The organism is Calidifontibacillus erzurumensis (genome assembly GCF_013303125.1).
Lineage (GTDB): Bacteria > Bacillota > Bacilli > Bacillales > Bacillaceae_J > Calidifontibacillus > Calidifontibacillus erzurumensis.
Genome location: NZ_JABTTE010000001.1, coordinates 319,991 through 340,925 on the forward strand (window position 1 = coordinate 319,991; position 20,935 = coordinate 340,925).

Annotated in this window: 23 protein-coding genes and 1 riboswitch; of the genes, 22 read left to right on the forward strand and 1 reads right to left on the reverse strand. The window is 35.5% G+C overall.

Annotation, left to right across the window (positions count from 1 at the left end):
• The first annotated feature begins 11 nt into the window (after positions 1–11).
• The 17 genes from ccsA (at position 12) to HR057_RS01790 (ending at position 15,943) form a co-directional block, all read left to right on the forward strand.
• A complete protein-coding gene (gene ccsA / locus HR057_RS01710; protein ID WP_173729657.1) occupies positions 12–1,193 on the forward strand; it encodes a cytochrome c biogenesis protein CcsA in 1,182 nt (393 codons plus the stop codon).
• Between the two features lie 70 nt (positions 1,194–1,263).
• Positions 1,264–1,980, forward strand: coding sequence for a response regulator transcription factor (locus HR057_RS01715; protein WP_173729658.1), 717 nt, complete (start codon positions 1,264–1,266; stop codon positions 1,978–1,980).
• Positions 1,980–3,773 (forward strand): ATP-binding protein, encoded by a 1,794-nt coding sequence (locus HR057_RS01720; RefSeq protein ID WP_173729659.1) that lies wholly within the window; start codon positions 1,980–1,982, stop codon positions 3,771–3,773. The genes HR057_RS01715 and HR057_RS01720 overlap by 1 nt, the downstream gene beginning before the upstream one ends.
• A gap of 48 nt (positions 3,774–3,821) precedes the next feature.
• A riboswitch (cobalamin riboswitch) is annotated at positions 3,822–4,003 on the forward strand.
• A gap of 132 nt (positions 4,004–4,135) precedes the next feature.
• Positions 4,136–5,122 (forward strand): ABC transporter substrate-binding protein, encoded by a 987-nt coding sequence (locus HR057_RS01725; protein WP_230474313.1) that lies wholly within the window; start codon positions 4,136–4,138, stop codon positions 5,120–5,122.
• The gene (locus tag HR057_RS01730; protein WP_173729660.1) at positions 5,085–6,137 is read left to right on the forward strand and encodes a FecCD family ABC transporter permease; all 1,053 of its coding nucleotides are present in this window, start codon (positions 5,085–5,087) and stop codon (positions 6,135–6,137) included. The genes HR057_RS01725 and HR057_RS01730 overlap by 38 nt, the downstream gene beginning before the upstream one ends.
• 12 nt (positions 6,138–6,149) lie before the next feature.
• Complete coding sequence (locus HR057_RS01735; RefSeq protein WP_173729661.1) at positions 6,150–7,619, forward strand: adenosylcobinamide amidohydrolase; 1,470 nt, start codon at positions 6,150–6,152, stop codon at positions 7,617–7,619.
• The gene (gene cbiB, locus HR057_RS01740; protein WP_173729662.1) at positions 7,619–8,605 is read left to right on the forward strand and encodes an adenosylcobinamide-phosphate synthase CbiB; all 987 of its coding nucleotides are present in this window, start codon (positions 7,619–7,621) and stop codon (positions 8,603–8,605) included. The genes HR057_RS01735 and cbiB overlap by 1 nt, the downstream gene beginning before the upstream one ends.
• A complete protein-coding gene (locus HR057_RS01745; RefSeq protein ID WP_329955807.1) occupies positions 8,571–9,179 on the forward strand; it encodes a bifunctional adenosylcobinamide kinase/adenosylcobinamide-phosphate guanylyltransferase in 609 nt (202 codons plus the stop codon). The genes cbiB and HR057_RS01745 overlap by 35 nt, the downstream gene beginning before the upstream one ends.
• Positions 9,180–9,974: an adenosylcobinamide-GDP ribazoletransferase gene (cobS, locus tag HR057_RS01750; protein WP_173729663.1), complete on the forward strand. Its 795-nt coding sequence runs from the start codon at positions 9,180–9,182 to the stop codon at positions 9,972–9,974.
• Positions 9,932–10,585 carry a histidine phosphatase family protein gene (locus HR057_RS01755; RefSeq protein ID WP_173729664.1) on the forward strand — a complete coding sequence of 218 codons (654 nt, stop codon included), beginning with the start codon at positions 9,932–9,934 and terminating at the stop codon, positions 10,583–10,585. The genes cobS and HR057_RS01755 overlap by 43 nt, the downstream gene beginning before the upstream one ends.
• Positions 10,519–10,977: a bifunctional adenosylcobinamide kinase/adenosylcobinamide-phosphate guanylyltransferase gene (locus tag HR057_RS01760; RefSeq protein ID WP_173729665.1), complete on the forward strand. Its 459-nt coding sequence runs from the start codon at positions 10,519–10,521 to the stop codon at positions 10,975–10,977. The genes HR057_RS01755 and HR057_RS01760 overlap by 67 nt, the downstream gene beginning before the upstream one ends.
• Positions 10,974–11,564, forward strand: a complete 591-nt coding sequence (locus HR057_RS01765; protein ID WP_173729666.1) for a cob(I)yrinic acid a,c-diamide adenosyltransferase — start codon at positions 10,974–10,976, stop codon at positions 11,562–11,564. Before HR057_RS01760 ends, HR057_RS01765 begins: the two co-directional genes overlap by 4 nt.
• The gene (locus HR057_RS01770; protein WP_173729667.1) at positions 11,554–12,048 is read left to right on the forward strand and encodes an ECF transporter S component; all 495 of its coding nucleotides are present in this window, start codon (positions 11,554–11,556) and stop codon (positions 12,046–12,048) included. The genes HR057_RS01765 and HR057_RS01770 overlap by 11 nt, the downstream gene beginning before the upstream one ends.
• 44 nt (positions 12,049–12,092) lie before the next feature.
• Positions 12,093–12,770: an ATPase gene (locus HR057_RS01775; protein ID WP_230474314.1), complete on the forward strand. Its 678-nt coding sequence runs from the start codon at positions 12,093–12,095 to the stop codon at positions 12,768–12,770.
• A gap of 131 nt (positions 12,771–12,901) precedes the next feature.
• The gene (gene sigX, locus HR057_RS01780; RefSeq protein ID WP_173729669.1) at positions 12,902–13,435 is read left to right on the forward strand and encodes an RNA polymerase sigma factor SigX; all 534 of its coding nucleotides are present in this window, start codon (positions 12,902–12,904) and stop codon (positions 13,433–13,435) included.
• Positions 13,428–14,639, forward strand: coding sequence for a GerMN domain-containing protein (locus HR057_RS01785; RefSeq protein WP_173729670.1), 1,212 nt, complete (start codon positions 13,428–13,430; stop codon positions 14,637–14,639). The genes sigX and HR057_RS01785 overlap by 8 nt, the downstream gene beginning before the upstream one ends.
• A gap of 251 nt (positions 14,640–14,890) precedes the next feature.
• The gene (locus HR057_RS01790; RefSeq protein ID WP_173729671.1) at positions 14,891–15,943 is read left to right on the forward strand and encodes a cytochrome-c peroxidase; all 1,053 of its coding nucleotides are present in this window, start codon (positions 14,891–14,893) and stop codon (positions 15,941–15,943) included.
• A 68-nt stretch (positions 15,944–16,011) separates the two neighbouring features.
• Here the strand turns inward: HR057_RS01790 and HR057_RS01795 are convergent, their stop codons facing one another.
• A complete protein-coding gene (locus tag HR057_RS01795) occupies positions 16,012–16,260 on the reverse strand; it encodes a ferredoxin (protein WP_173729672.1) in 249 nt (82 codons plus the stop codon).
• Between the two features lie 205 nt (positions 16,261–16,465).
• Here HR057_RS01795 and HR057_RS17280 point away from each other — a divergent pair, with 205 nt between their 5' ends.
• The 5 genes from HR057_RS17280 (at position 16,466) to HR057_RS01820 (ending at position 20,905) form a co-directional block, all read left to right on the forward strand.
• Positions 16,466–17,515 (forward strand): helix-turn-helix domain-containing protein, encoded by a 1,050-nt coding sequence (locus tag HR057_RS17280; protein WP_173729673.1) that lies wholly within the window; start codon positions 16,466–16,468, stop codon positions 17,513–17,515.
• Entirely contained in the window at positions 17,516–19,066 is a 1,551-nt protein-coding gene (locus HR057_RS01805) for a RecQ family ATP-dependent DNA helicase (protein WP_173729674.1), read from the forward strand.
• Positions 19,063–19,650 (forward strand): CPBP family intramembrane glutamic endopeptidase, encoded by a 588-nt coding sequence (locus HR057_RS01810; protein WP_173729675.1) that lies wholly within the window; start codon positions 19,063–19,065, stop codon positions 19,648–19,650. The genes HR057_RS01805 and HR057_RS01810 overlap by 4 nt, the downstream gene beginning before the upstream one ends.
• Before the next feature lie 16 nt (positions 19,651–19,666).
• Positions 19,667–20,374, forward strand: coding sequence for a LysM peptidoglycan-binding domain-containing protein (locus tag HR057_RS01815; protein ID WP_173729676.1), 708 nt, complete (start codon positions 19,667–19,669; stop codon positions 20,372–20,374).
• An 84-nt stretch (positions 20,375–20,458) separates the two neighbouring features.
• Positions 20,459–20,905 carry a DUF2663 family protein gene (locus HR057_RS01820; protein ID WP_173729677.1) on the forward strand — a complete coding sequence of 149 codons (447 nt, stop codon included), beginning with the start codon at positions 20,459–20,461 and terminating at the stop codon, positions 20,903–20,905.
• The last annotated feature ends 30 nt before the right edge of the window (positions 20,906–20,935 follow it).

Consider the following 20,935-nt stretch of genomic DNA (forward strand, 5'->3'; position numbering starts at 1 on the left):
GGGGGAAACCTGTGATCGAAATTAGTAGCAATTTATTATATGTTGCTTTTATTCTATATTTATTTGCGACGATTTTTTTTGCGGCATCTATTCGTGACAAATATTCAAAAGCAAACACAAATAAATGGGCAAAATTTGGAATTGTTGTTACGATTATAGGTTTTATAGCTCAATTGGGTTATTTTGTATTACGGTGGATTGCAGCAGGACATGCCCCTGTCAGCAATATGTTTGAATATACAACATTTTTTGGTATGATGCTTGTCTTATCTTTTATCGTTATTTATTTTATGTATAAGAATGCTTTGATCGGAGCTTTTACGATGCCGGTCGCTCTTTTAATTATCGCATTTGCAGCAATGTTTTCTCGTGAAGTTTCTCCTTTAATTCCGGCTTTGCAAAGCCATTGGCTTTATATTCACGTTACAACAGCGGCTTTAGGGGAAGCAGTACTCGCGATCAGCTTTGCTGCAGGTTTAATCTACCTAATTCATGTTGTTGACCAGACAAAACCATCGAAGCGCACTTTTTGGCTTGAAGTTATTCTATACGGTATTTTAAGTGTTGTTGGCTTTGTTATTGTTACCACAACTTTTAAAGCGATGGATTACGAAGTAACATTCAAATGGGTAAATGAAACGGAAAAAGAAGCTGTGATCGCTTATAATATGCCAGCAATTGCAGGCCCTCCTAATGGCGAAAAGGTAACCGATGGTTTTGGACCGCTTTTTGAAACACCTTCGTGGATGAACGGGACCAATGCACCTAGAAAATTTAATACATTGGTTTGGTCATTATTATTGGGATTCATTATTTATGGATTATTGCGGTTAATTTTTCGAAAAAGAATTGCAGCTGCCATACAACCGTTGTTGAAAGGAATTAATCCTGATTTAGTTGATGAAATAAGCTATCGGTCTGTAACAATTGGTTTTCCGATTTTCTCTTTAGGAGCTTTAATTTTTGCAATGATTTGGGCTCAAGTGGCTTGGACCCGTTTTTGGGGCTGGGATCCAAAAGAAGTATGGGCTTTAATTACTTGGTTGTTCTATGCCGCTTTTTTACACCTTCGGCTTTCAAAAGGTTGGCATGGTGAAAAATCAGCATGGCTTGCTGTAATCGGTTTTGCAATTATTATGTTTAACCTTGTAGCGGTAAATTTAGTGATTGCTGGATTACACTCTTATGCATAGTAAATATACGACTGATCTTCTTTGGAGATTGGTCTTATCGACAAACTCTTAATTGAAAGGGGATTTCAGGATGGAAAATCAAGCAAAAATTTTAGTTGTTGATGATGAGGAAAGAATCCGTCGCTTACTAAAAATGTATTTAGAAAGAGAGGATTACATTATAGACGAAGCTGAAAATGGCGAGGATGCTTTGAAAAAAGCGCTCGCCGAAGATTATGATTTGATTTTGCTTGATATCATGATGCCAGGTATTGATGGAATCGAAGTTTGTAAGCAATTAAGAGAAAAGAAATCAACCCCTATTATAATGTTGACGGCAAAAGGTGAGGAAGCGAATCGTGTTCAAGGATTTGAAGTAGGTACAGATGATTATATAGTAAAGCCGTTTAGCCCAAGGGAAGTTGTCTTGCGGGTGAAAGCATTATTAAGAAGATCAGCATCTTCCGTCTATATTCAAACTGAGACGTCAACTAAAGATGTAATTGTTTACCCATATTTAACAATTGATAATGACGCCCATCGAGTGACTGCTGAAGGAAAAGAAGTAAGTTTAACGCCGAAAGAATACGAATTATTGTATTTCTTAGCTAAATCACCTGATAAAGTATTTGACCGTGAACAACTGTTAAAAGAAGTATGGCATTATGAATTTTTTGGCGACTTGCGAACAGTAGATACACATGTGAAACGTTTAAGAGAAAAGTTAAATAAAGTTTCGAGCAATGCCGCCAAAATGATTGTAACAGTGTGGGGCGTCGGCTATAAATTTGAGGTTGGGTCTGAATAATGGTTTGGTTTTGGAGAAGTGTTGTTGGTAAACTTTGGTTTACCATCCTTTTGCTCGTTTCAGCAGTATTATTCTTATTAACCATACTGTTACTACAATTCTTTGAAACTTTCCATGTAACGGAAGCCGAGAAGGAATTAACCCAACTGGCAGCCAAGGTAGCAAATATTATGGAAACATATGAAGATGGGAATTTGGCATTATCCATCGCTTGGGAAGTGATAGATCCATCTTCTAAAGTATTAATTATTGATTCAGAAGGGCATCATTGGAACTCACCAACAAGAAATGAGAATTTAGGTGACCTGCCAGTTGAATTTATTTATAATGATGAAGATTTATCAAAAGTTTTAACTAAGAAAGAAACTGTGATGAAGGTTGCTTATCCACCAAACATAACTACTGAAGCGGGTCAACCATACAATGATATTTTAATTGTTGGCGTTCCAATGAGTAGAGATAAAAGCGGACATGGCGGTGTTTTCATATACCAATCCCTTGATGTTGTCAGTCAAACCTCTAGGGAAACAACAAAAATCATTATCGTAAGTGCAGGCATTGCGATTGTTTTGACAACATTTTTTGCATTTTTCTTATCAACAAGAATTACTGCTCCGCTAAGAATAATGCGTGAAGCAGCCTTTGAAATGGCAAAAGGAAAATTTAATGCGAAAGTCCCGATTTTAACCCACGATGAAATTGGGGAGTTAGCCCTCGCTTTCAACCGTATGGGCAGACAATTAGAATATCACATTCTTGCACTAAATCAAGAAAAAGAACAGTTGGCGAGCATTTTAAGCAGCATGGCTGATGGTGTAATTACAATGAACCGTACAGGTGACATTATTGTTTCCAATCCGCCGGCCAAAAAAGTGTTGGAAGCTTTCTATTTTGAGCACGGGGGCAATGAAAATCATGAGCAGCTGCTGCCGCTTGAAATGCGGGGCATATTAGAAAAAGTCATTGAAACTGAACAACAGCAAATTGCTGAAATATCGGTTCAAGGAAAAAGTTGGGTTGTTCTAATGACTCCTCTTTATGACCAAGAAGCGGTAAGAGGGGCAGTTGCGGTCTTGCGTGATATGACAGAGGAAAGAAAACTAGATAAGCTTCGCAAAGACTTTATCGCCAATGTCTCTCATGAACTGAGAACACCAATTTCGATGTTGCAAGGGTATAGTGAAGCGATTATTGATGATATTGCCGAGACGGAGGAAGAAAAGAAAGAAATTGCACAAATCATTTATGATGAGTCTCTAAGAATGGGTCGTCTCGTCAATGAGCTTCTGGATCTTGCCCGTATGGAATCTGGTCATATAGACCTAAATCTTGAAAAAGTTCCGCTAGCGTCTTATTTCGATAAAATCATCAGAAAGTTTCAAGGCGTTGCGAAAGAGCAAGGTGTTGAGTTAATTTTGGAAATTAACGATACAGAAAGTGTCATGACCATTGATGCAGACCGAATCGAGCAAGTGCTGACTAATTTATTAGACAATGCGATTCGTCATACAAATGAAGGCGGTACAGTTACTTTAACTGTCAATTCAATGCCTGATGGATTTCAAATTTCCGTTAGAGATTCTGGATCAGGCATTCCTGAAGAAGATTTGCCTTTTGTGTTTGAAAGGTTTTACAAAGCGGATAAAGCGCGGACGAGAGGTCGTTCAGGAACAGGGCTCGGACTTGCGATTGCTAAAAATATTGTTGAAGCTCATCGCGGTCATATTTCCGTTCAAAGTAAACTTGGCGAAGGAACTGTCTTCTCATTTTTTATTCCGCGTAATCAAGATTAATAATAATGTTGAAATAACTCGAAATTTTAGATAACATGAATAATAACTAAATAAAGTGTGCCTTTAGGTGTTCATAAATGAACTTAATAGGGAATTTGGTGAGATTCCAAAACTGTCCCCGCAACTGTAATTGTGGACGAAAATGAGAAAAACCACTGTAGGGAACTACGGGAAGGCTCATTTGAGGATGAAGCATAAGTCAGTAGACCTGCCTAAATGCATGCGTTTCAAAGCTTCGGGATGAAAGTTATTGAAACGGCACGTATATTTTAATTATAAATATAATTGTGTCTGTGTGTCGTTTGGCTCATCCTTAAGTGGATGGGCTTTTTTATTATTTTAAAGATAAAGAGGTGTTATTTTTGAAAAATTGTAAAATTTATTTTTCTTTGATTACAGCTTTTCTTTTAATGTTCACTTTAATTGGTTGTGGAAATATGGAAAGCAAAAATGAAAATAGTCAACCATCAAAGCAAACAGAATCGGATCAACAAGCGCAAAGTGGAAGCTTTCCTGTTACAGTAACAGATGCATCAGGTTCTGAAATAAAGATCGAGAAAAAACCGACAAGAATTGTATCTCTTATGCCAAGTAATACAGAAATTGTATTTGCTTTAGGTGCAGGAGATTCTGTAGTTGGTGTAACTGAATGGGATAACTATCCTGAAGAAGTTCTTGAAATAGAAAAAGTCGGTGGCTTAGATTTTAATGTCGAAAAAGTATTGTCATTAAAGCCAGATCTCGTGTTAGCACATGCTTCCAGCATGCAAAATGCCAATGATTATGGACAAATTAGAGATATTGGTATTCCTGTAATTGTCGTCCCGAATGCTCAATCATTTAATGAAGTTTATGAATCAATTACACTAATAGGGAATGCTGTTGGTGCCAATCAAGAAGCTGAAAGAATAATAGATGATATGAAAAAAAGATTAGATGTTATTAAAGAAAAAGCAAGTAAAATTAGTGAAGATGAAATGAAAACTGTTTGGGTTGAAATAATGCCTGAACCAGATCTATATACCACCGGGAAAGGTACTTTTATTGATGATATTTTAAATCTTATTCATGCGAAAAATGCAGCTGGAGCTTATGAAGGTTGGATAAAATTTACTGAAGAAGACGCTATTTTATTAAACCCAGATGTAATTTTATTAACATATGGTTTTTATGTTGAAAATCCTACTGAAAAAGTATATCAAAGAGAAGCATGGAAAGATGTTCCTGCAGTAAAAAATAAGCAAGTATTTGCAATAGATTCAGATAAATTTAATCGTACCGGTCCAAGGTTGATCGAAGGAGTAGAAGAACTTGCATCTTTCATCTATCCAGAAGTATTTAGTAAATAACAAAGTTTTTCCATATTTCTTTTCACTCGCAATATTAGTTTTTTCGATTTATTTGGGTATTTCAATAGGAACGCTTTCAATTCCTATTTCAACGATTATTGATATATTTGGACAATTGTTTTCTCTTTCGAAGACGGATGATGTAGATCCGATGGTTTATAACATTGTCGTTTCCATTCGAATGCCAAGGGTTTTTCTTGCAATGCTCGTCGGTTTTTCATTATCAATTGCTGGCAGCGCTTTTCAAGGGTTATTAAAAAACCCGCTCGCAGATCCTTTTACACTTGGTGTTTCGTCAGGTGCCTCTTTAGGTGCGGTCATCGTCCTTTTTATAGGGTTAAGTTTACCTTTTATTGGAAGGTTTACGCTGCCTGTTTTAAGTATTATTTTTGCTCTTCTGACACTTTTTGTTGTATTAGCATTTACTAGATTAATTGAGCGGAAAATGTCGGTTGAAACGATCATTTTAACAGGAATTATTTTTAGTTCTTTTTTAGGGGCAGTTATTTCATTATTGATCGCCTTATCGGGTGAAGAATTGCGCCAAATTGTAGTTTGGCTCATGGGAAGCGTCTCGATGCGGGGGTGGGTTTACGTATACATGATCCTCCCGTTTACAATAGCTGGAGTTATTATATTACTATTAAACTGCAAAGAGCTAAATGCACTCTCTTTCGGCGAAGAAACGGCTCAGCAACTTGGAGTTGATGTTGCAAAACGGAAAATCATGATCTTAATAGGAGCGTCTTTGTTAACAGGTTCTGCTGTAGCTGTTTCTGGCACGATTGGCTTTGTTGGCCTTGTTATTCCTCATATTACAAGAATGATTTGGGGTCCTGATCATTATAAATTATTGCCTATTTCAATGATAAACGGAGGAGCTTTTTTAATCTTAGCTGACTTAGTAGCCAGGACAATTATTGCTCCCCAAGAATTACCTATTGGTGTCATTACAGCTATTATCGGGGCGCCGGTTTTCGCATTTATATTTTTTCGCAATAGTCGCAAAAGGTAGTTGAATTGTACAATGATAAAAGTAGAAAATTTGTCGGCAGGATATCAACAGAAAGAAGTTATTCATCAAGTAAGTTTCGAAGTAGGAAAAGGAGAAATATTCGGGATATTAGGGCCTAACGGTAGCGGAAAGTCGACTATTTTAAAAATCCTTTCTGGGCAATTTCCTTCATTTTCAGGTTCGGTTTCTATTAAAGGTAAGCCACTTGATGATTATAAGATAAAAGAATTGGCCCAAACGGTTGCCGTTCTTTCGCAACATTATGATATTTCTTTTTCTTATACAGTGAAAGAAACAGTTAAGCTAGGGCGATACGCATACCAAAAAGGACTTTTTCCAACATGGACGATTGAAGATGAATTGGCAGTTCAAAAAGCAATTGATATGACTGGCCTGACTAACTTGGAAAATGAAAAAATTGATTTGTTAAGCGGCGGGGAACGACAGCGTGTATTTTTAGCTAGGGCACTTGCACAAGAACCGGATATATTACTGCTTGATGAACCGACGAATCACCTTGATATTAGCCATCAAATGAGATTGTTTGATTCCCTTTATAAATGGGTGCAGGAAAAACAGTTAACTGTTGTTGCGGTTTTTCATGATTTAAATATGGCAGGCTTGTATTGCAATCGTTTGCTGTTATTAGATAAAGGTAGCGTAAAAAGCATTAATGAACCGCAAAATGTGCTTGAGGAAGAATCACTTTCATCGGTTTATCAAACAAAAATTATTAAAAAACAGCATCCGGTTGTGCCAACTCCTTTAATTACCCTTACTCCTGCAATGGAGTGGAATGAGGCATCGGTTTTTCCAATGTTGAAAACAGTTCAAACAGAAGAAGCGATTATCGTTGAAGCAGAAAAGCCGCTAAAAACATTATCGTCGGCTGTCCTTAATTCTGGTTTTAACTGGAGCAAATATTTTATTAATCGACATGTTGATAAACATTACAATTGTGATGATCCTGAGCAAGACATGAAAATGTATTTAGAGAAAATCGGTTATAATTCTGCTTACACTGTTGGAATGATGACTGCAGCAAAGTTAAATGATGCTTCTATGAAACGAGTTCAAACAGAACAATTTTCGCTTTTTGTAATTGTGACTGCTGGAATGTCCAACGCTGTTGATGTTTCAAAAGCATATTTACGAACAGACTTAGTAAGGACACCAGGAACGATTAATACATGGATTTTTATTGACGGAAAACTATCAGATGCTGCATTTGTACAGGCAATGATGACTGCAACCGAGGCAAAAGTTAAAGCGGTGGCAGAGAATCAAATCTTAGATCCAGAAACGAATACTATTGCAAGTGGGACATCAACCGACAGCTTGCTAATAGCCGCTACGCAGACGGGTTCATTCATTGAATATGCAGGGACAATTACACAGATTGGAAAAGCGATCGGCCAAATGGTTTTTGAGGCAACATTTGAAGCAATCAAGCGCTATAAAGAAAGGAATGGGTCAATTTAATGACGATTCTTTTTTTTCAACATGTAATATCAGCCTGGATCGCCCTCTTGTTAGATAAATGGTTAGGTGATCCTCGGTGGCTTCCTCATCCCGTCCGAGGAATGGGTTTTATTATCGCAAAGCTCGATACTTTTTTAAACAAAGGCGCATTTCGTAAAATAAAAGGATTGATTGCATGGCTTACCACTATACTTTTCGTTTTTTTACCGACTATATTCATTGTTTATTTGCTTAAAGATATTCATATTATATTGGCGATCATTGTTGAAGCAATTTTAATATATACGACAATTGCTGAAAAAGATTTAGCAGAAGCGGGATTTGCTGTTTCAGGGCCTTTAAAAGTAGGCAATTTGCAGCTTGCACGCGAAAAAGTTAGTTGGATTGTTGGACGTGACACCGAAAAGTTGGATGAAAGTGAAGTTGTTCGTGCTGCAGTTGAGACGATAGCTGAAAATACTAGCGATGGCGTCACTGCCCCATTATTTTATGCCATTTTAGGAGGGGCCCCGCTTGCCTTATTATATCGAGCTGTCAATACTTGCGATTCAATGCTCGGTTATAAAAGTGAAAAATATAAAGAATTTGGTTGGGCATCAGCTAAAATGGATGACTTGTTTAATTATATTCCAAGTCGGATGACCGGATATATTATGATTGCTAGTAATATTTTTTCATCGAAATCTACTTTGAAAAAATGTTTGCATATTTTAAATCGTGATGCTAAAAAGCATCCTAGCCCTAATAGCGGCTGGTGTGAAGCTGCAATGGCTGCGCTTTTAGAAGTCCAATTGGGAGGAATTAATACATATAATGGGGTCGTTTCCGATCGTGCGAGAATGGGAGATGCCGTTCATAGATTAGAAGTTTTTCATATTGAGCAATCGATCAGCATAATGAAAAGAACAGTATTAGCATTTATGACCTTGCTTACGTTAGGAGTTGTTTTCTGTGCAATTGCTTCCAGATGGGCATCATTTGTTTGAAAGTAAGAATAGCAGTTCGAAACTTATTTTTATTTCAGGAGGTGTCCGAAGCGGAAAAAGCACATTTGCTGAAAAACTAGCGTGTTCTATTGCAGGAAAGACTTCTTCCTTGCATTATATTGCAACAAGCTTGCCATATGATGACGAAATGGTAGCTAGAATAAAAAAACATCAACTTGACCGCTCAGAAGGCATATATAAGTGGAAAACTTGGGAGCAACCGATGAACCTTCATTATCTAGTAAATCAATTTACAAATCGGGATGTCGTTTTAATAGATTGTTTAACTACATTACTTGGAAATGAATTGTTTTTTGATGGATGCTGGCTCGATGAAAAGAAAGTGGAAGCGATGTTAAATCGTCTGAAAAATACATTCGAATTATATAAACAAACCGCAAAAACGACGATAATTGTTTCCAATGAAATTTTTTCTGAAGGAATTCCAACGGATCGAGGCAGCCGTCTATATATGAAGCAACTTGGAAAATTACACCAATTTTTAATAACTCTTTGTAATGAAGCTTATTTGTTAGAATATGGCGTTGTTCGAAAGATGAAAGAAGGGCATTAAATGAAAAAAATTATAGATGGATTATTAATAGCTTTGCAATTTTTAACAACAATCCCTTTTCATAGTCAAATAGAGTGGGATAAAGACTGCGCAAAATGGTCGGTCCGCTTCTTTCCGCTCGTTGGATTGATTGGCGGAATATTAATTGCAGCACAATTGATTTTATTATTGGAATATACGCACGTTTCAACCGTAATCATTGCTTTTTGGATTTTGTTTTTCGGAGTTTTATATACAGGCGGTCTCCATTTAGATGGTTGGATGGATATGAGTGATGCTATTTTTTCCTATCGTGATCAAGAACGAAAACTAGAAATTATGAGTGATTCCCGTGTGGGGGCTTTTGGTGTTATTTCATTGCTCTTTTTATTAGGTTTTCGCTTTCTATTTATTTATGAAATAATCGAGTTCTCAAGTTTACATCAACTTCTTTTAATCATCCTCATCCCATTTTTAGCAAAAGCAGCTCTGACTGCTTTGTTGATTGAAGGAAAATTTGCAAAAAGTACCGGAATGGCTGCGGCTTATAAAGATGTAATTTCAAAAAAAGATTTACGGTATGTTGTCGGTTTTATCGTTTTAGTCAGCGGAGTGATGATAATGGTTGATTTCAGTCTTACAACTCCGATTATGATATTAATAATAGCTTCAATATTTCTCTATTGGTTCCTAAAGTCAATTATTTATAAAGAGTTTGGCGGAATAACCGGGGATACTTTAGGAGCGCTTGCGGAAGGGGAGGAAACCTTTTTGTGGCTCGTTCTTTGGCTATTACACTACTTCGCCATGGTTTAACCGCTGAAAATGTTGAAAAAAAGTATGTAGGCTGGTCAGACGTTCCGTTATGTGAACAAGGTATCAAAGAGTTAGAAATGTATAAACAACAAGGCTATCCAGTTGGTGATGTGTATTTTGTTAGTGATTTAAAAAGGTGCAAGCAAACTTTTGATTTGCTTTATGGTGATAAGAATGTCAAACCAATTTTAGCTCCAAATTTGCGTGAACTTCATTTTGGCAATTGGGAATTAAAAACATTTGAAGATTTGAAAAATGATCAACAATATTTACATTGGTTGGACCATTTTGAAACCGAACAAATTCCTGGCGGAGAAAGATTTTGTAATTTTAAGAAAAGGGTTTTAGCCGGATGGACTCAAGCTGTTAATACCTTTTTTCATAGTAATATCAATCATATCGTAATAATTTCCCATGGAGGTCCGATCAGGCTATTGTTGGAACGCTATGCGCCAGTCCAAAAAAATTTTTGGAGTTGGTCAATTAAACATTGCCAAGGATATACAATGACAACTACACTAGAAAGAATTAGGAGGAATGAACGATGCATTTTGTTACAGGAGGTGCGTTTCAAGGAAAGAGAAGATGGGTATTTGATGAGTACAGATTAAAAATTAATTCAAATTGGAAATGGCACAATTTTTATGAAAATAGCACGATACTAACTCCTTTAGAAGTGAAAACTGAAAAAATTGTTGTATTGGAAGGTTTAGAAGAAATAATAAAAAAAATGGTTTATGAGCGGGATCCTGCTATTCAAAATAAATGGGAGGAAGTTTTTATAAACTGGTACAATTGGGAAAAGGAATGTCAAGAGCGAAAGGTTATTTTTATTGGTTGTGACATTAGCAAAGGAATTGTACCACTTCAAGAATTGGATCGAAAATGGCGAGATGAAACGGGCTTTTGCTATCAGAAACTCGTGCATCTCTGTTCAAGAGTCGATATTATTTGGAATGGTCTAGCACAAACAATAAAAATGGAAGGTGGGCATCATTCATGAGACTATATACACGTACAGGTGATGAAGGAAAAACAAGTTTAATTGGAGGTCGTGTCGACAAAGATCATCTTCGCGTAATTGCTTACGGAACGATTGATGAAGTAAATAGTTTTGTAGGTCAGGCAATGACTTTATTGGAAGATGAAAAATTTGCCGATATTTATGATGAATTGAAAAAAATCCAACACGAATTATTTGATTGCGGTAGCGATTTGGCTACGATCCATGAGAAAAGGCCTTATAAAGTGACAGATGAGATGGTTACATTTCTTGAGCAGCGAATTGACAAATATATAGCAGAAGCTCCTCCAGTTGAGCGCTTTATACTTCCAGGGGGATCTAAGCAAGCTGCAGCCTTACATATTGCAAGAACTACTACAAGAAGAGCAGAACGATATATTGTCAGCCTACAAAAAAATGAACCGATCAACCAATCGGTATTAAAGTATGTAAACCGCTTGTCTGACTATTTCTTTGCAGTTGCTCGCGTAGTCAATGCTCGTCAACAAATAAAAGATGTAGAATATGAAAGAAGTGCGGTCGTGTTTAGAAATGGAAAAAGAAAGGAAAGCAACAATGAAAATTAAAAAACTGGCTATTTTAGCTTTATTTATTAGCTTTTCGGTTGTTGGCGCAATGATCAAAATTCCAGCGATGTTAATAGGTAGCATTGCATTAGATAGTTTTCCGGCGCTAGTAGCAGCAGTCGTGCTTGGTCCTATGAGCGGTGCGATCGTTTCTTCAATTGGCCACTTGGTATCAGCACAATTAGCTGGTTTTCCTTTAGGCCCTTTTCATATTTTAATTGCGATAGAAATGGCGCTAATTTTGCTGCTTTTTGGTTATGTTTATAAAAAAGGAAAAAAACTTACGAGTTACATTCTGTTCTTTATTTGTAATGGTTTTATTGCTGCGCTTCCTTTTATTTTTATTCTTGGCACCGGTTTTTATGTTGCAACAATGCCATCGCTCGTTATCGGCACGTTGTTTAATGCAATAGCAGCTGCACTTGTTGCGCCAAAGATTGTAGCATATAAAAAATTAAATGCTGCGGAAAAAGGACATGTATAATTATGAGAGATGTTTTGTTTTTACCTGCAACGGGTGATTCCGAGATGGTGATTGCAACGGATTGTTCAGGTGGAATCGGTGAAAAAGCTAATGATATACTATTTGTTGCTGATAATGTCGTGGCGTATTTCGCAATGCGCGTTGCCATGATGGAATTATTATCAGTAGGCGCCACACCATCTGCAGTTATTTTATCGAATTTTACAGGGGAAAAATCATGGCAAGCGTATATGTCAGGTATTCAGAAAGTGTATGAAGAACTTGGCATGAATCCGTTGCCCCTTGTTGGCAGTACCGAAACAAATATGATGTTGCAGCAATCTGCTTTAGGGCTAACAGTCCTTGGAACTGTATTAAAAAACAAAAAAAGAATCAAAAAAACGCCAAAAAATGCTGCATTTGCAGTTATTGGTGTTCCTTTAGCTGGTGAAAAAGTATTAACTGAGCAGGCTCTTGTGGCTCCTTTATCTTTATTTAAAAAATGTTTAGATACTCCGGGTGTCTTTGAAATTGTTCCAGTCGGTTCAAAAGGTATTTTTTATGAATTTCAATTAATGTTAACTATGAACGGATTTGATCGGTATAATGTTGATTGTAGTTTACCTTTAAACGAATCATCAGGACCGGCCACATGCTTTTTAATTAGTTATAACAGAACATTTGAGCAGGAATTGCAAGCCCTTTGCGGTCGACATTTTCACAAAATTAATATAGAATACTAGAGGTAATGGGAAGGACACGTGATTTCAAATTGGGGTGTTCCTTCCTGTTTTTATCTTTAGTATCATTGGTACTGATGTAACATTATCTATTAAAATTCGACTAAATTAGAGAACGGGAGGGGTTTAGCAGCATGAAGGACATATTTCAAAGGTTTTATGACCTTTATCACCATGATTTGTTTCAATTTTTATTTTACATGGTGAAAAATAGAGAACAAGCGGAGGATCTCGTTCAAGAAGTTTATATAAAAGTCCTTCAATCTTTTGACCGCTTTGAAGGAAGAAGCAGCGAGAAAACATGGCTTTTTTCGGTTGCAAGACATGTCGCTATTGATTGGTTTCGAAAACAAAAAAGGACAGCTGATAATCATGCAATTAACGAGGAAACAGTAAGATTTCTGTTAAGAGATGAAGCCCCACTCCCGGAAGAGGTGGCAATTCAAAATGAAAAAATAAAAATGATGTATGAATGCATGGAACATTGTACTGTAGATCAAAAATTAGTACTTGTTCTCCGTTATATACAGTCGTTTTCAATAGCTGAAACAGCAGAAATCTTAGGTTGGACAGAAAGTAAGGTTAAAACAACACAACATCGTGCTTTAAAGGTATTAAAAGCATTGATGGAGGAAGCCTATGCTAAGGAGGGGATGATAAATGCATAAACAAACTTTTGATGAAGAACAACTAGAAAAACTGCTGCAAAATATGCCAAAAGTAAAGGATACACAAGATCCTGAACAGCTTTTTACTATCATTTCCTCTCGTATTGAAGAAAAGGAGCAAAAGCCATTATTAAAGGAAGAAAAAAGCACATGGAAAAAAAAATCTTGGCTTCTTCCAACCTTGGCTTCGATTGCTGCTATCGTCATTGTTGCAATTGTATCACCATCCTTTTTATATGAACAAAAGAAGAACGAAAAGCAAGTGGCTTTTGATTCTCAGAAAGAAAACGCTGCGCTCAACGAACAAAATGAACAAACGGAACGAGAAAATTTTACGATGATGGCAAGGGAGATGCCTTCAACTGTAATAGATTCCAGTATTTCTCATGTGATTACTTCCAAAGGAGATGCTGAAGAAATATTAACAGTTGCCATTCCGGACCGCAATGTTCAATTTGTCGTACCTGTCAGTTTTGTTGTTCCTAACAATGAAACTGAAACAAAGCTGGATCGAATGGAAACAATTCAAGAGCATCTATATGAAGACGCTTGGGGGTTATCAAACTATATTTTAGAAAATGTACAGTATAGTGAAGATAAAAGTAGTCAGGCATTAATTGTAAATGTTCCGGCAAATCATACATTCGGTCAAGGGTCTGCAATGGAAGTCATCTTTTTGGCAACTGTTAAAGAAATGGCGAAACAAATGGGCTATCAGTCCGTCATTTTTGAAACGGAAGGAAAACCAGGAATATTGCTTGGAAATTATGGAGAAATAACCACACTTGATCTCCAAAAGGAAGAGGCGAAAGGCGTTTATTATATTTTTCAACCAGAAGGGTATTTGCAAAAATTTCTCGTTCCTTTTCCAAAGGAAGTTTCATTCAGCAAAGCTCTTGAAATGATGAAAATGCCAAATGAAATGGACAAAAGGCAGCTTAAGCCGGCTATTCCAGAAGAAATCAAAATTAAAAGTGCGAAGATCGATCCAAAAAAGAACGTTGCTATCGTAGATTTTGCCGAAGGTACTATAGTACCTAATGATGAAAATGGTTTACTGATGATTGAGGCCATTTTAATGACAGCTAAAGAATTCGGTGTTTCAGCAGTTGAATTTAATAACGTTGGTGTAGATATAATTGGACAATATAATCTTCAAAATTCGATTCCTGTACCGCTGGCAGTAAATCCAATGCCTTATTAAACGTAGGCTCTAAGCTAAAAAACACAAGATTTGTGTTAGCTTAGAGCCTTTTCATTTATAAAATGAATCAAAGAATGAGGTAAGGATCACTATATGAATATTTTTTATAATTATTACTATCTAAATCTGATATTGTGAAATTTTTCACAAAATTGTCAATAAGACATATCAAATAATAGTTAATTTAATTTTATAATTTTTATTGACAATATAATTTGTCTAGCAATAATTACATAAGGAGTGAGGCAACTATGAAAACTTTAAAATGGGGAGGAACCATTTTACTCTCTCTAGGGTTGATTGTCGGGTGCAGCAATAGCGGAAAAGTAGACAATGCAAATGTTCAACCTCCTGTAGAAGCTGAGACGGTCATCGATCATGAACTAGAGGAAATTATTGCAAAATTTCAACCAATTGGGGATATTCCTGTCCCAGCTGATAACCCAATGACTGAAGAGAAAGTAGAACTGGGCAAAAAGCTTTATTTTGATCCAAGGTTATCAGGAAATAATAAAATAAGCTGTTTTTCTTGCCATGCAACAACTGCAGGATATGGTGACAATTTGCCAACATTTATAGGGTTTGAAGGACACCAAGGAGCACGTAATAGCCCAACAGTTATTAATGCAGGCTATTATACATCAAATTTCTGGGATGGTCGTGCAGCAAGTTTAGAAGAGCAAGCACTTGGCCCAATTCAATCAGAGGTTGAGATGAACCAGAACCTTGATGAATTAATCACTGAATTAAAAGCTGTTCCTGGGTATGTAGATGAATTTAACAAAGTGTTTAACGATGAAATTACAGCTGAAAATATTGCGAAAGCAATTGCAACATTTGAAAGAACAATTACTATTACAGATACTAGATTTGACCGTTTCTTAGCAGGAGAAAGAGATGCCTTAACCGCTCAAGAAATTGAAGGTATGAAACTATTTGCCGGCAAAGCAAATTGTATGTCATGTCATGCCGGTCCTACATTATCAGATAACAATTTCCATAACATCGGTTTAGAAGGCGATGATGGACGATACGGTGTCACTAACCAAGAAGCAGACAAAGGAAAGTTTAGAACTCCTGGATTAAGAGGTGTTGCTCATACTGCACCGTATATGCACGATGGCAGCCTAGCAACACTTGAAGATGTTGTCAAATATTACAATGAAGGTGGAGGAAACCATCCAAATAAAGATCCGCTAATGGTACCGTTAAATTTATCGGATGAGGAAATTAAATCAATTGTAGCTTTCCTAGAGTCTATGAGTGGAGAAGTTCCTGTAGTTGAGGCACCGGAATTACCGTAAGAATAATGCAAAAAGAACTTAAAAAACCTCTCAACTAACAAAGTTGAGAGGTTTTTATGTATGCATTATTATTCAAATTTATTTGGATTACCATCAAATGGCTCATCTGCAACTTTGATTGAGTCAGTTGGGCAACCTTCAAAAGCATCCATCATATCGTCGATTAATACATCTGGAATTTCTACAATACCTTGGTTGTCATCTAATGTTACATATGCAATGCCATCTTCATTGTAATCATAAATGTCAGGAGCAGATGCGCCACAGGCACCACATGCAATACATGTTTCTTGGTCTACAATTGTATACTTTGCCATAAAAAAACCTCCTACAAAATTGTAAAATCATTTATAACTCAATAAGAGCTATAGGTAACACTCATAAACATTGTAAAACGCTTTGATGAACTTTTCAATAGAAAAGTATCATGAGAATCCTTATCATATAACTTTTTCCCTTATTACATGTTGTTTTTGATAAAATAAAACCGTATGACATTATGTTAAGAAAGGATTCGAAAATGTGGAGCAATTTCGCTTATTTACAATTTTAATTTGTCTTTCTCATTTAAATGGTGAGCGCTCCATTAACGGGCTATACCATTTGTTAAAAGGAAAAAAATCATCCCAAACCATTCAAGATACAAAATTATTTAAATTAGAACCTTTTTATCACTTGTTCCCAACCTTAAAAAAGAGAGAATTAATCGATTGTATAGAAGTTCTTCAATTAAATGAATGTATTTCTAACATCGGTCAGGATACTTTTATATTGTCCAAAAAAGGGGTTTTATATTTAAAAAAATTACAAGGACAATTTTCAATTCCAAATTACTTAAATGGGTGGCGTTTTCATAAAGAAGCAATGGAATTTTGGCAGCGGTTTTCATTAACTGTTCAAACATTGTCCCATTTGATTTATGATAAGCAATCGTTTTTACCTGTAGTCCGTGATGATAATACACAGCATTGGGTAAAGAGCTTTTTACGAAACATACATGATCGTTTTACCTTTGCCGATGAACTTTATAAAGAGTGTCATTCTATTTTAAAGAAATTGCCGAAGCTTCATGCAGAAATTTTTGTTTTGCATATGAGTGGTGTTCATCGGGTAGGGTTTACGATTGATCAAATTTCCAGAATTTTTAGGTTGGATAAAGACTATACATATGTTCTATTTCAATCTGTCTTGCATTTTTTTATATTAACTGTTAATAAACATCATGATCATTATCCCCTTCTTAGCTTCTTTATAAAAGAGGAAAAAAATGAATATAATTTGACAGTTTCTGCAAGAAAAACGTATGAACTATTAAGGCAGAAAAAATCGATTGAAGAGATTGCGGAAATACGTAAATTAAAAACGAGTACTATAGAAGATCACATTGTCGAAATCGCTTCAGAAATAAAGGAGTTTGATATTCAACCTTTCATATCAATCGAGGAACAAAAACGTATTAATAATGCTATTCAAACTTTAAAAACGAAAAGATTAAAACCGATTAGAAATGCTCTAGAAAATTCCGTCAGTTATTTTCAAATACGGTTAATGCTCGGAAGGATGGAGAAATAAGTGCAACTCGAAAAAATATTGCAGGAAAAGTTTCAATATACTAGTTTTCGCCGGGGACAAAAAGAAATTATTATTGATTTACTTAAAGGAAATAATGTTGTAGCTATGCTTCCAACTGGAGCAGGAAAATCGATTTGTTATCAGCTTCCTGGTTATTTATTAGAAGGGTCGGTATTAATTGTTTCACCTCTGTTGTCGTTAATGGAAGACCAAGTACAGCAATTAAAAGCAAGAGGTGAAAAGCAAGTCATTGCTCTAAACAGTTTCCTCCCCTACCAACGTCGGAAATATATTTTAAAATCGTTGTCTCAGTACCGGTATATATATGTTTCTCCGGAAATTTTACAATCTGAGGAGGTCTTAAGGGCTTTACATACAGTTAAAATCAGCTTGTTTGTCGTTGATGAAGCTCATTGCATTTCACAATGGGGACATGAGTTTCGAACAGATTATTTAAAATTGAATGCTGTTAAATGCCATGTTGGCAATCCTCCATGCTTAGCGTTAACAGCTACTGCGACAAAAATGGTTATTGAAGATATTATCTTGCAACTTGGTTTGGAAAGTGTGAAGCAGCATGTTTATCCAATCGACCGACCAAACATAGCAATTTCTGTTCAAGAAGTCCAATCACTTGAAAATAAGATTAACGCTACAATCGATTATGTTAAAACATTAAAAGGTCCGGGAATTATATATTTCTCAAGCAGGCAATGGACTGAAAAAATGGTAGAATTATTGAGAGAAAATGGAATTGATAGAGTGCAGTTTTATCATGGCGGTTTGGAAAACGATGACCGTATTTTAATTCAACAACAGTTTATTAATGATCAGCTTGATGTAATTTGTTGTACAAATGCATTTGGAATGGGAATTAATAAACCGAATGTACGCTATATTATTCACTTTCATTATCCCGGGCAGTTTGAGTCCTATTTGCAAGAAATTGGGCGTGCCGGGAGAGATGGACAAGAAAGTATTGCAATTTTATTATTTAGTAAGGAAGATCATGAAATTGCCAAGAATATTCTTTTTCAAGATTTTGCAACTGAAAGTGAATGGGAGTTTGTATTTCAGCTCATTCAAACTGCTTATCCAACATTGAATCATCTGGAAGAGCTATTGGTAGAAAACTATGGATTTTCTGAAGTAAAATGGCGTTTTATGAACTATCATTTTGAACAATATCAAATGTATTTGAACAAAGAGGTAAATCGAAATTGTGATTTTGATGCTGTAAAAAAGAAAATTTTGCATATAGTTTCCAATAGAACTCGTTTAAAAGAAAAAAATTTGACTGACTTTAGACAATGGTTGGTCATGGCAAATAAATGCAGAAGGGAAACATTGTTAGAAAAATTTGACCAACAAATTGAGTCAAAACGAGACCAATGCTGTGATTTTTGTGGGCTTAATATGGAAAATTACAAAAAAATGGTCGTTCATAAAGGAGATGAAAAGGATTATTATCAGTATACAGACTGGGAGGAAGAATTGAAAATAATTCTTCGGCAATATGGCACAAAGGCTTCCGGGAGGGTACAATTATGAAAAAACGGCAGGCTGATTTAATCAAAGAAATGAACGACCATGAAGTTCTTTTACAACTTTACATTACACAATTTGTAATTTTGGCTTTAGCTCTTTGCGCAAGTATTTTTTTATTTCCTGATGCGAATTCTTTTTTCCAACTTTGGGATTGGAAGAATATAGAAGAAATTATTTACTACGGCGGCGGTGCAGCTCTCATTGTCATAATCATCGATATTATATTGATGAAAATTGTACCTAAAGAGATGTATGATGACGGTGGGGTTAATGAAAAAATTTTTAAAAAACGCCCCATTTGGCATATTTTCATTATTTGTTTATTAGTAGCTTTTTCAGAAGAATTTTTATTTCGTGCAGTTATTCAAACGCATTTTGGATATTTAATTGCAAGCATTATATTTGCTTTTTTACATCTGCGCTATTTGTATAAATGGCTTTTATTTATAGTTGTTACAACGTTAAGTTTTTATATCGGTTGGATTTATGTTTTGACTGAAAATGTTGTCGTTACAATTTTTATGCATTTTTTGATCGATTTTATATTTGCCCTAATGATTCGCCTTCAAATTTTTCGTGAATTTTAAAGCAAGAGGTGATCGTATGACAGAAAACTTTGAATCTATTGACCAAGCAGAATCTCTTAGAAAACAAATGGAAAAAATTGATTCAGAGATAGAAAGTGTAAAAGATTTTTTAGAAGAGACATCCACCCCGCTTCCTCCAAGAAGTGAGGTTCATAGAAAAAAAAGAAAGAAAATGAAAATGAAGATCCAGCATCCTTTAGTGCGCCTCTTAGGTTTAACGTTTATTTTAATCGTCTGTTTAGTAGCGACCTTTCAGTTATGGAAAGATAAAATACAGGTGGAACAAACAAGTAAACAACAAGAAAGTATGGAAGATGAAAAAACATTTGATATTTTTGAAATGAATCAATCAGGTTCAGATGGAATCGAGGATATTGGATTAAATCAGCTCAAAGAAAAGGATGCAAAGGAGACTGACTTGCCGACAGAGACTGTGACTCCGGATGGTCGAGAAATGGAAAATACAAACCAAGATGCCCCAGCTGAAAATAAAGAGAAAAATGATATAAATAATAGTACTGATCGTTCGAACATTCATAATACTACTGAAAGTAAAGGAGAAAATATTTTATATCATCGCGTGAAAGCGGGAGAAACATTGTACCGAATCTCAATGAAATATTATCATTCAAGAGCTGGTGAAGAAATTATTAAAAGAGCGAACCGTTTGGATGCAAATGGTACAGTTTATACTGGACAACTATTAAAAATCCCATTAAGATGACAATTTCCAATCTTTTCTAAGGAATATTTTCTAAAGGTGCCGAATAAAAGTAAGAGTAGGATTGGATCATAATGGGGTGAACAAATGGATCGTACAGATGATTATTTGGATGAAATTGGACGAGTTATTATTAAAGATTTATGCGAGTTAAAGAAAAAATTTAAAAAAAAAGAAACAGAATTTAAAATTTATAAAGCAGCATTATTCATATTGTCAATTGTATTTATTGGGTATTTGTTCTTTAATTCTATATACCCTTATCGCTTTAATTATGGTGCAATGATTAATAAACTCATAAATAATGAATTTAATTATGTTTTTATTGCTGTCTTGATCACCCTTTATTATCGAACAAAGTTTATTGAAAAAAAGACTGAAAAAGCGGAAAATGAATATCATGCCCTACGGCGTGAATTTATCCAAAGGACGGAAGAACTGTGGCCCGAAGGTGAAAAAAGAGAAAAACGGCACCTTTTTTTAAAAGAGATGAAAGAAAAATATGATATTAATCTCTATTACGAGAATGAATAGAAAACTAATTACTATTTTCAATAATATATA

Bases quoted from the DNA above. Each gene is read 5' to 3' on its own strand.
- HR057_RS01785 (WP_173729670.1), top strand. From the start codon at position 13,428: ATGCATAAACAAACTTTTGATGAAGAACAACTAGAAAAACTGCTGCAA.
- HR057_RS01760 (WP_173729665.1), top strand. From the start codon at position 10,519: ATGCATTTTGTTACAGGAGGTGCGTTTCAAGGAAAGAGAAGATGGGTA.
- cobS (WP_173729663.1), top strand. From the start codon at position 9,180: ATGAAAAAAATTATAGATGGATTATTAATAGCTTTGCAATTTTTAACA.
- HR057_RS01765 (WP_173729666.1), top strand. From the start codon at position 10,974: ATGAGACTATATACACGTACAGGTGATGAAGGAAAAACAAGTTTAATT.
- HR057_RS01720 (WP_173729659.1), top strand. From the start codon at position 1,980: ATGGTTTGGTTTTGGAGAAGTGTTGTTGGTAAACTTTGGTTTACCATC.
- HR057_RS01810 (WP_173729675.1), top strand. From the start codon at position 19,063: ATGAAAAAACGGCAGGCTGATTTAATCAAAGAAATGAACGACCATGAA.
- HR057_RS01820 (WP_173729677.1), top strand. From the start codon at position 20,459: ATGGATCGTACAGATGATTATTTGGATGAAATTGGACGAGTTATTATT.
- HR057_RS01770 (WP_173729667.1), top strand. From the start codon at position 11,554: ATGAAAATTAAAAAACTGGCTATTTTAGCTTTATTTATTAGCTTTTCG.
- sigX (WP_173729669.1), top strand. From the start codon at position 12,902: ATGAAGGACATATTTCAAAGGTTTTATGACCTTTATCACCATGATTTG.
- HR057_RS01790 (WP_173729671.1), top strand. From the start codon at position 14,891: ATGAAAACTTTAAAATGGGGAGGAACCATTTTACTCTCTCTAGGGTTG.
- HR057_RS01815 (WP_173729676.1), top strand. From the start codon at position 19,667: ATGACAGAAAACTTTGAATCTATTGACCAAGCAGAATCTCTTAGAAAA.
- HR057_RS01735 (WP_173729661.1), top strand. From the start codon at position 6,150: ATGATAAAAGTAGAAAATTTGTCGGCAGGATATCAACAGAAAGAAGTT.
- cbiB (WP_173729662.1), top strand. From the start codon at position 7,619: ATGACGATTCTTTTTTTTCAACATGTAATATCAGCCTGGATCGCCCTC.
- HR057_RS01795 (WP_173729672.1), bottom strand. From the start codon at position 16,260: ATGGCAAAGTATACAATTGTAGACCAAGAAACATGTATTGCATGTGGT.
- HR057_RS01775 (WP_230474314.1), top strand. From the start codon at position 12,093: ATGGTGATTGCAACGGATTGTTCAGGTGGAATCGGTGAAAAAGCTAAT.
- HR057_RS01715 (WP_173729658.1), top strand. From the start codon at position 1,264: ATGGAAAATCAAGCAAAAATTTTAGTTGTTGATGATGAGGAAAGAATC.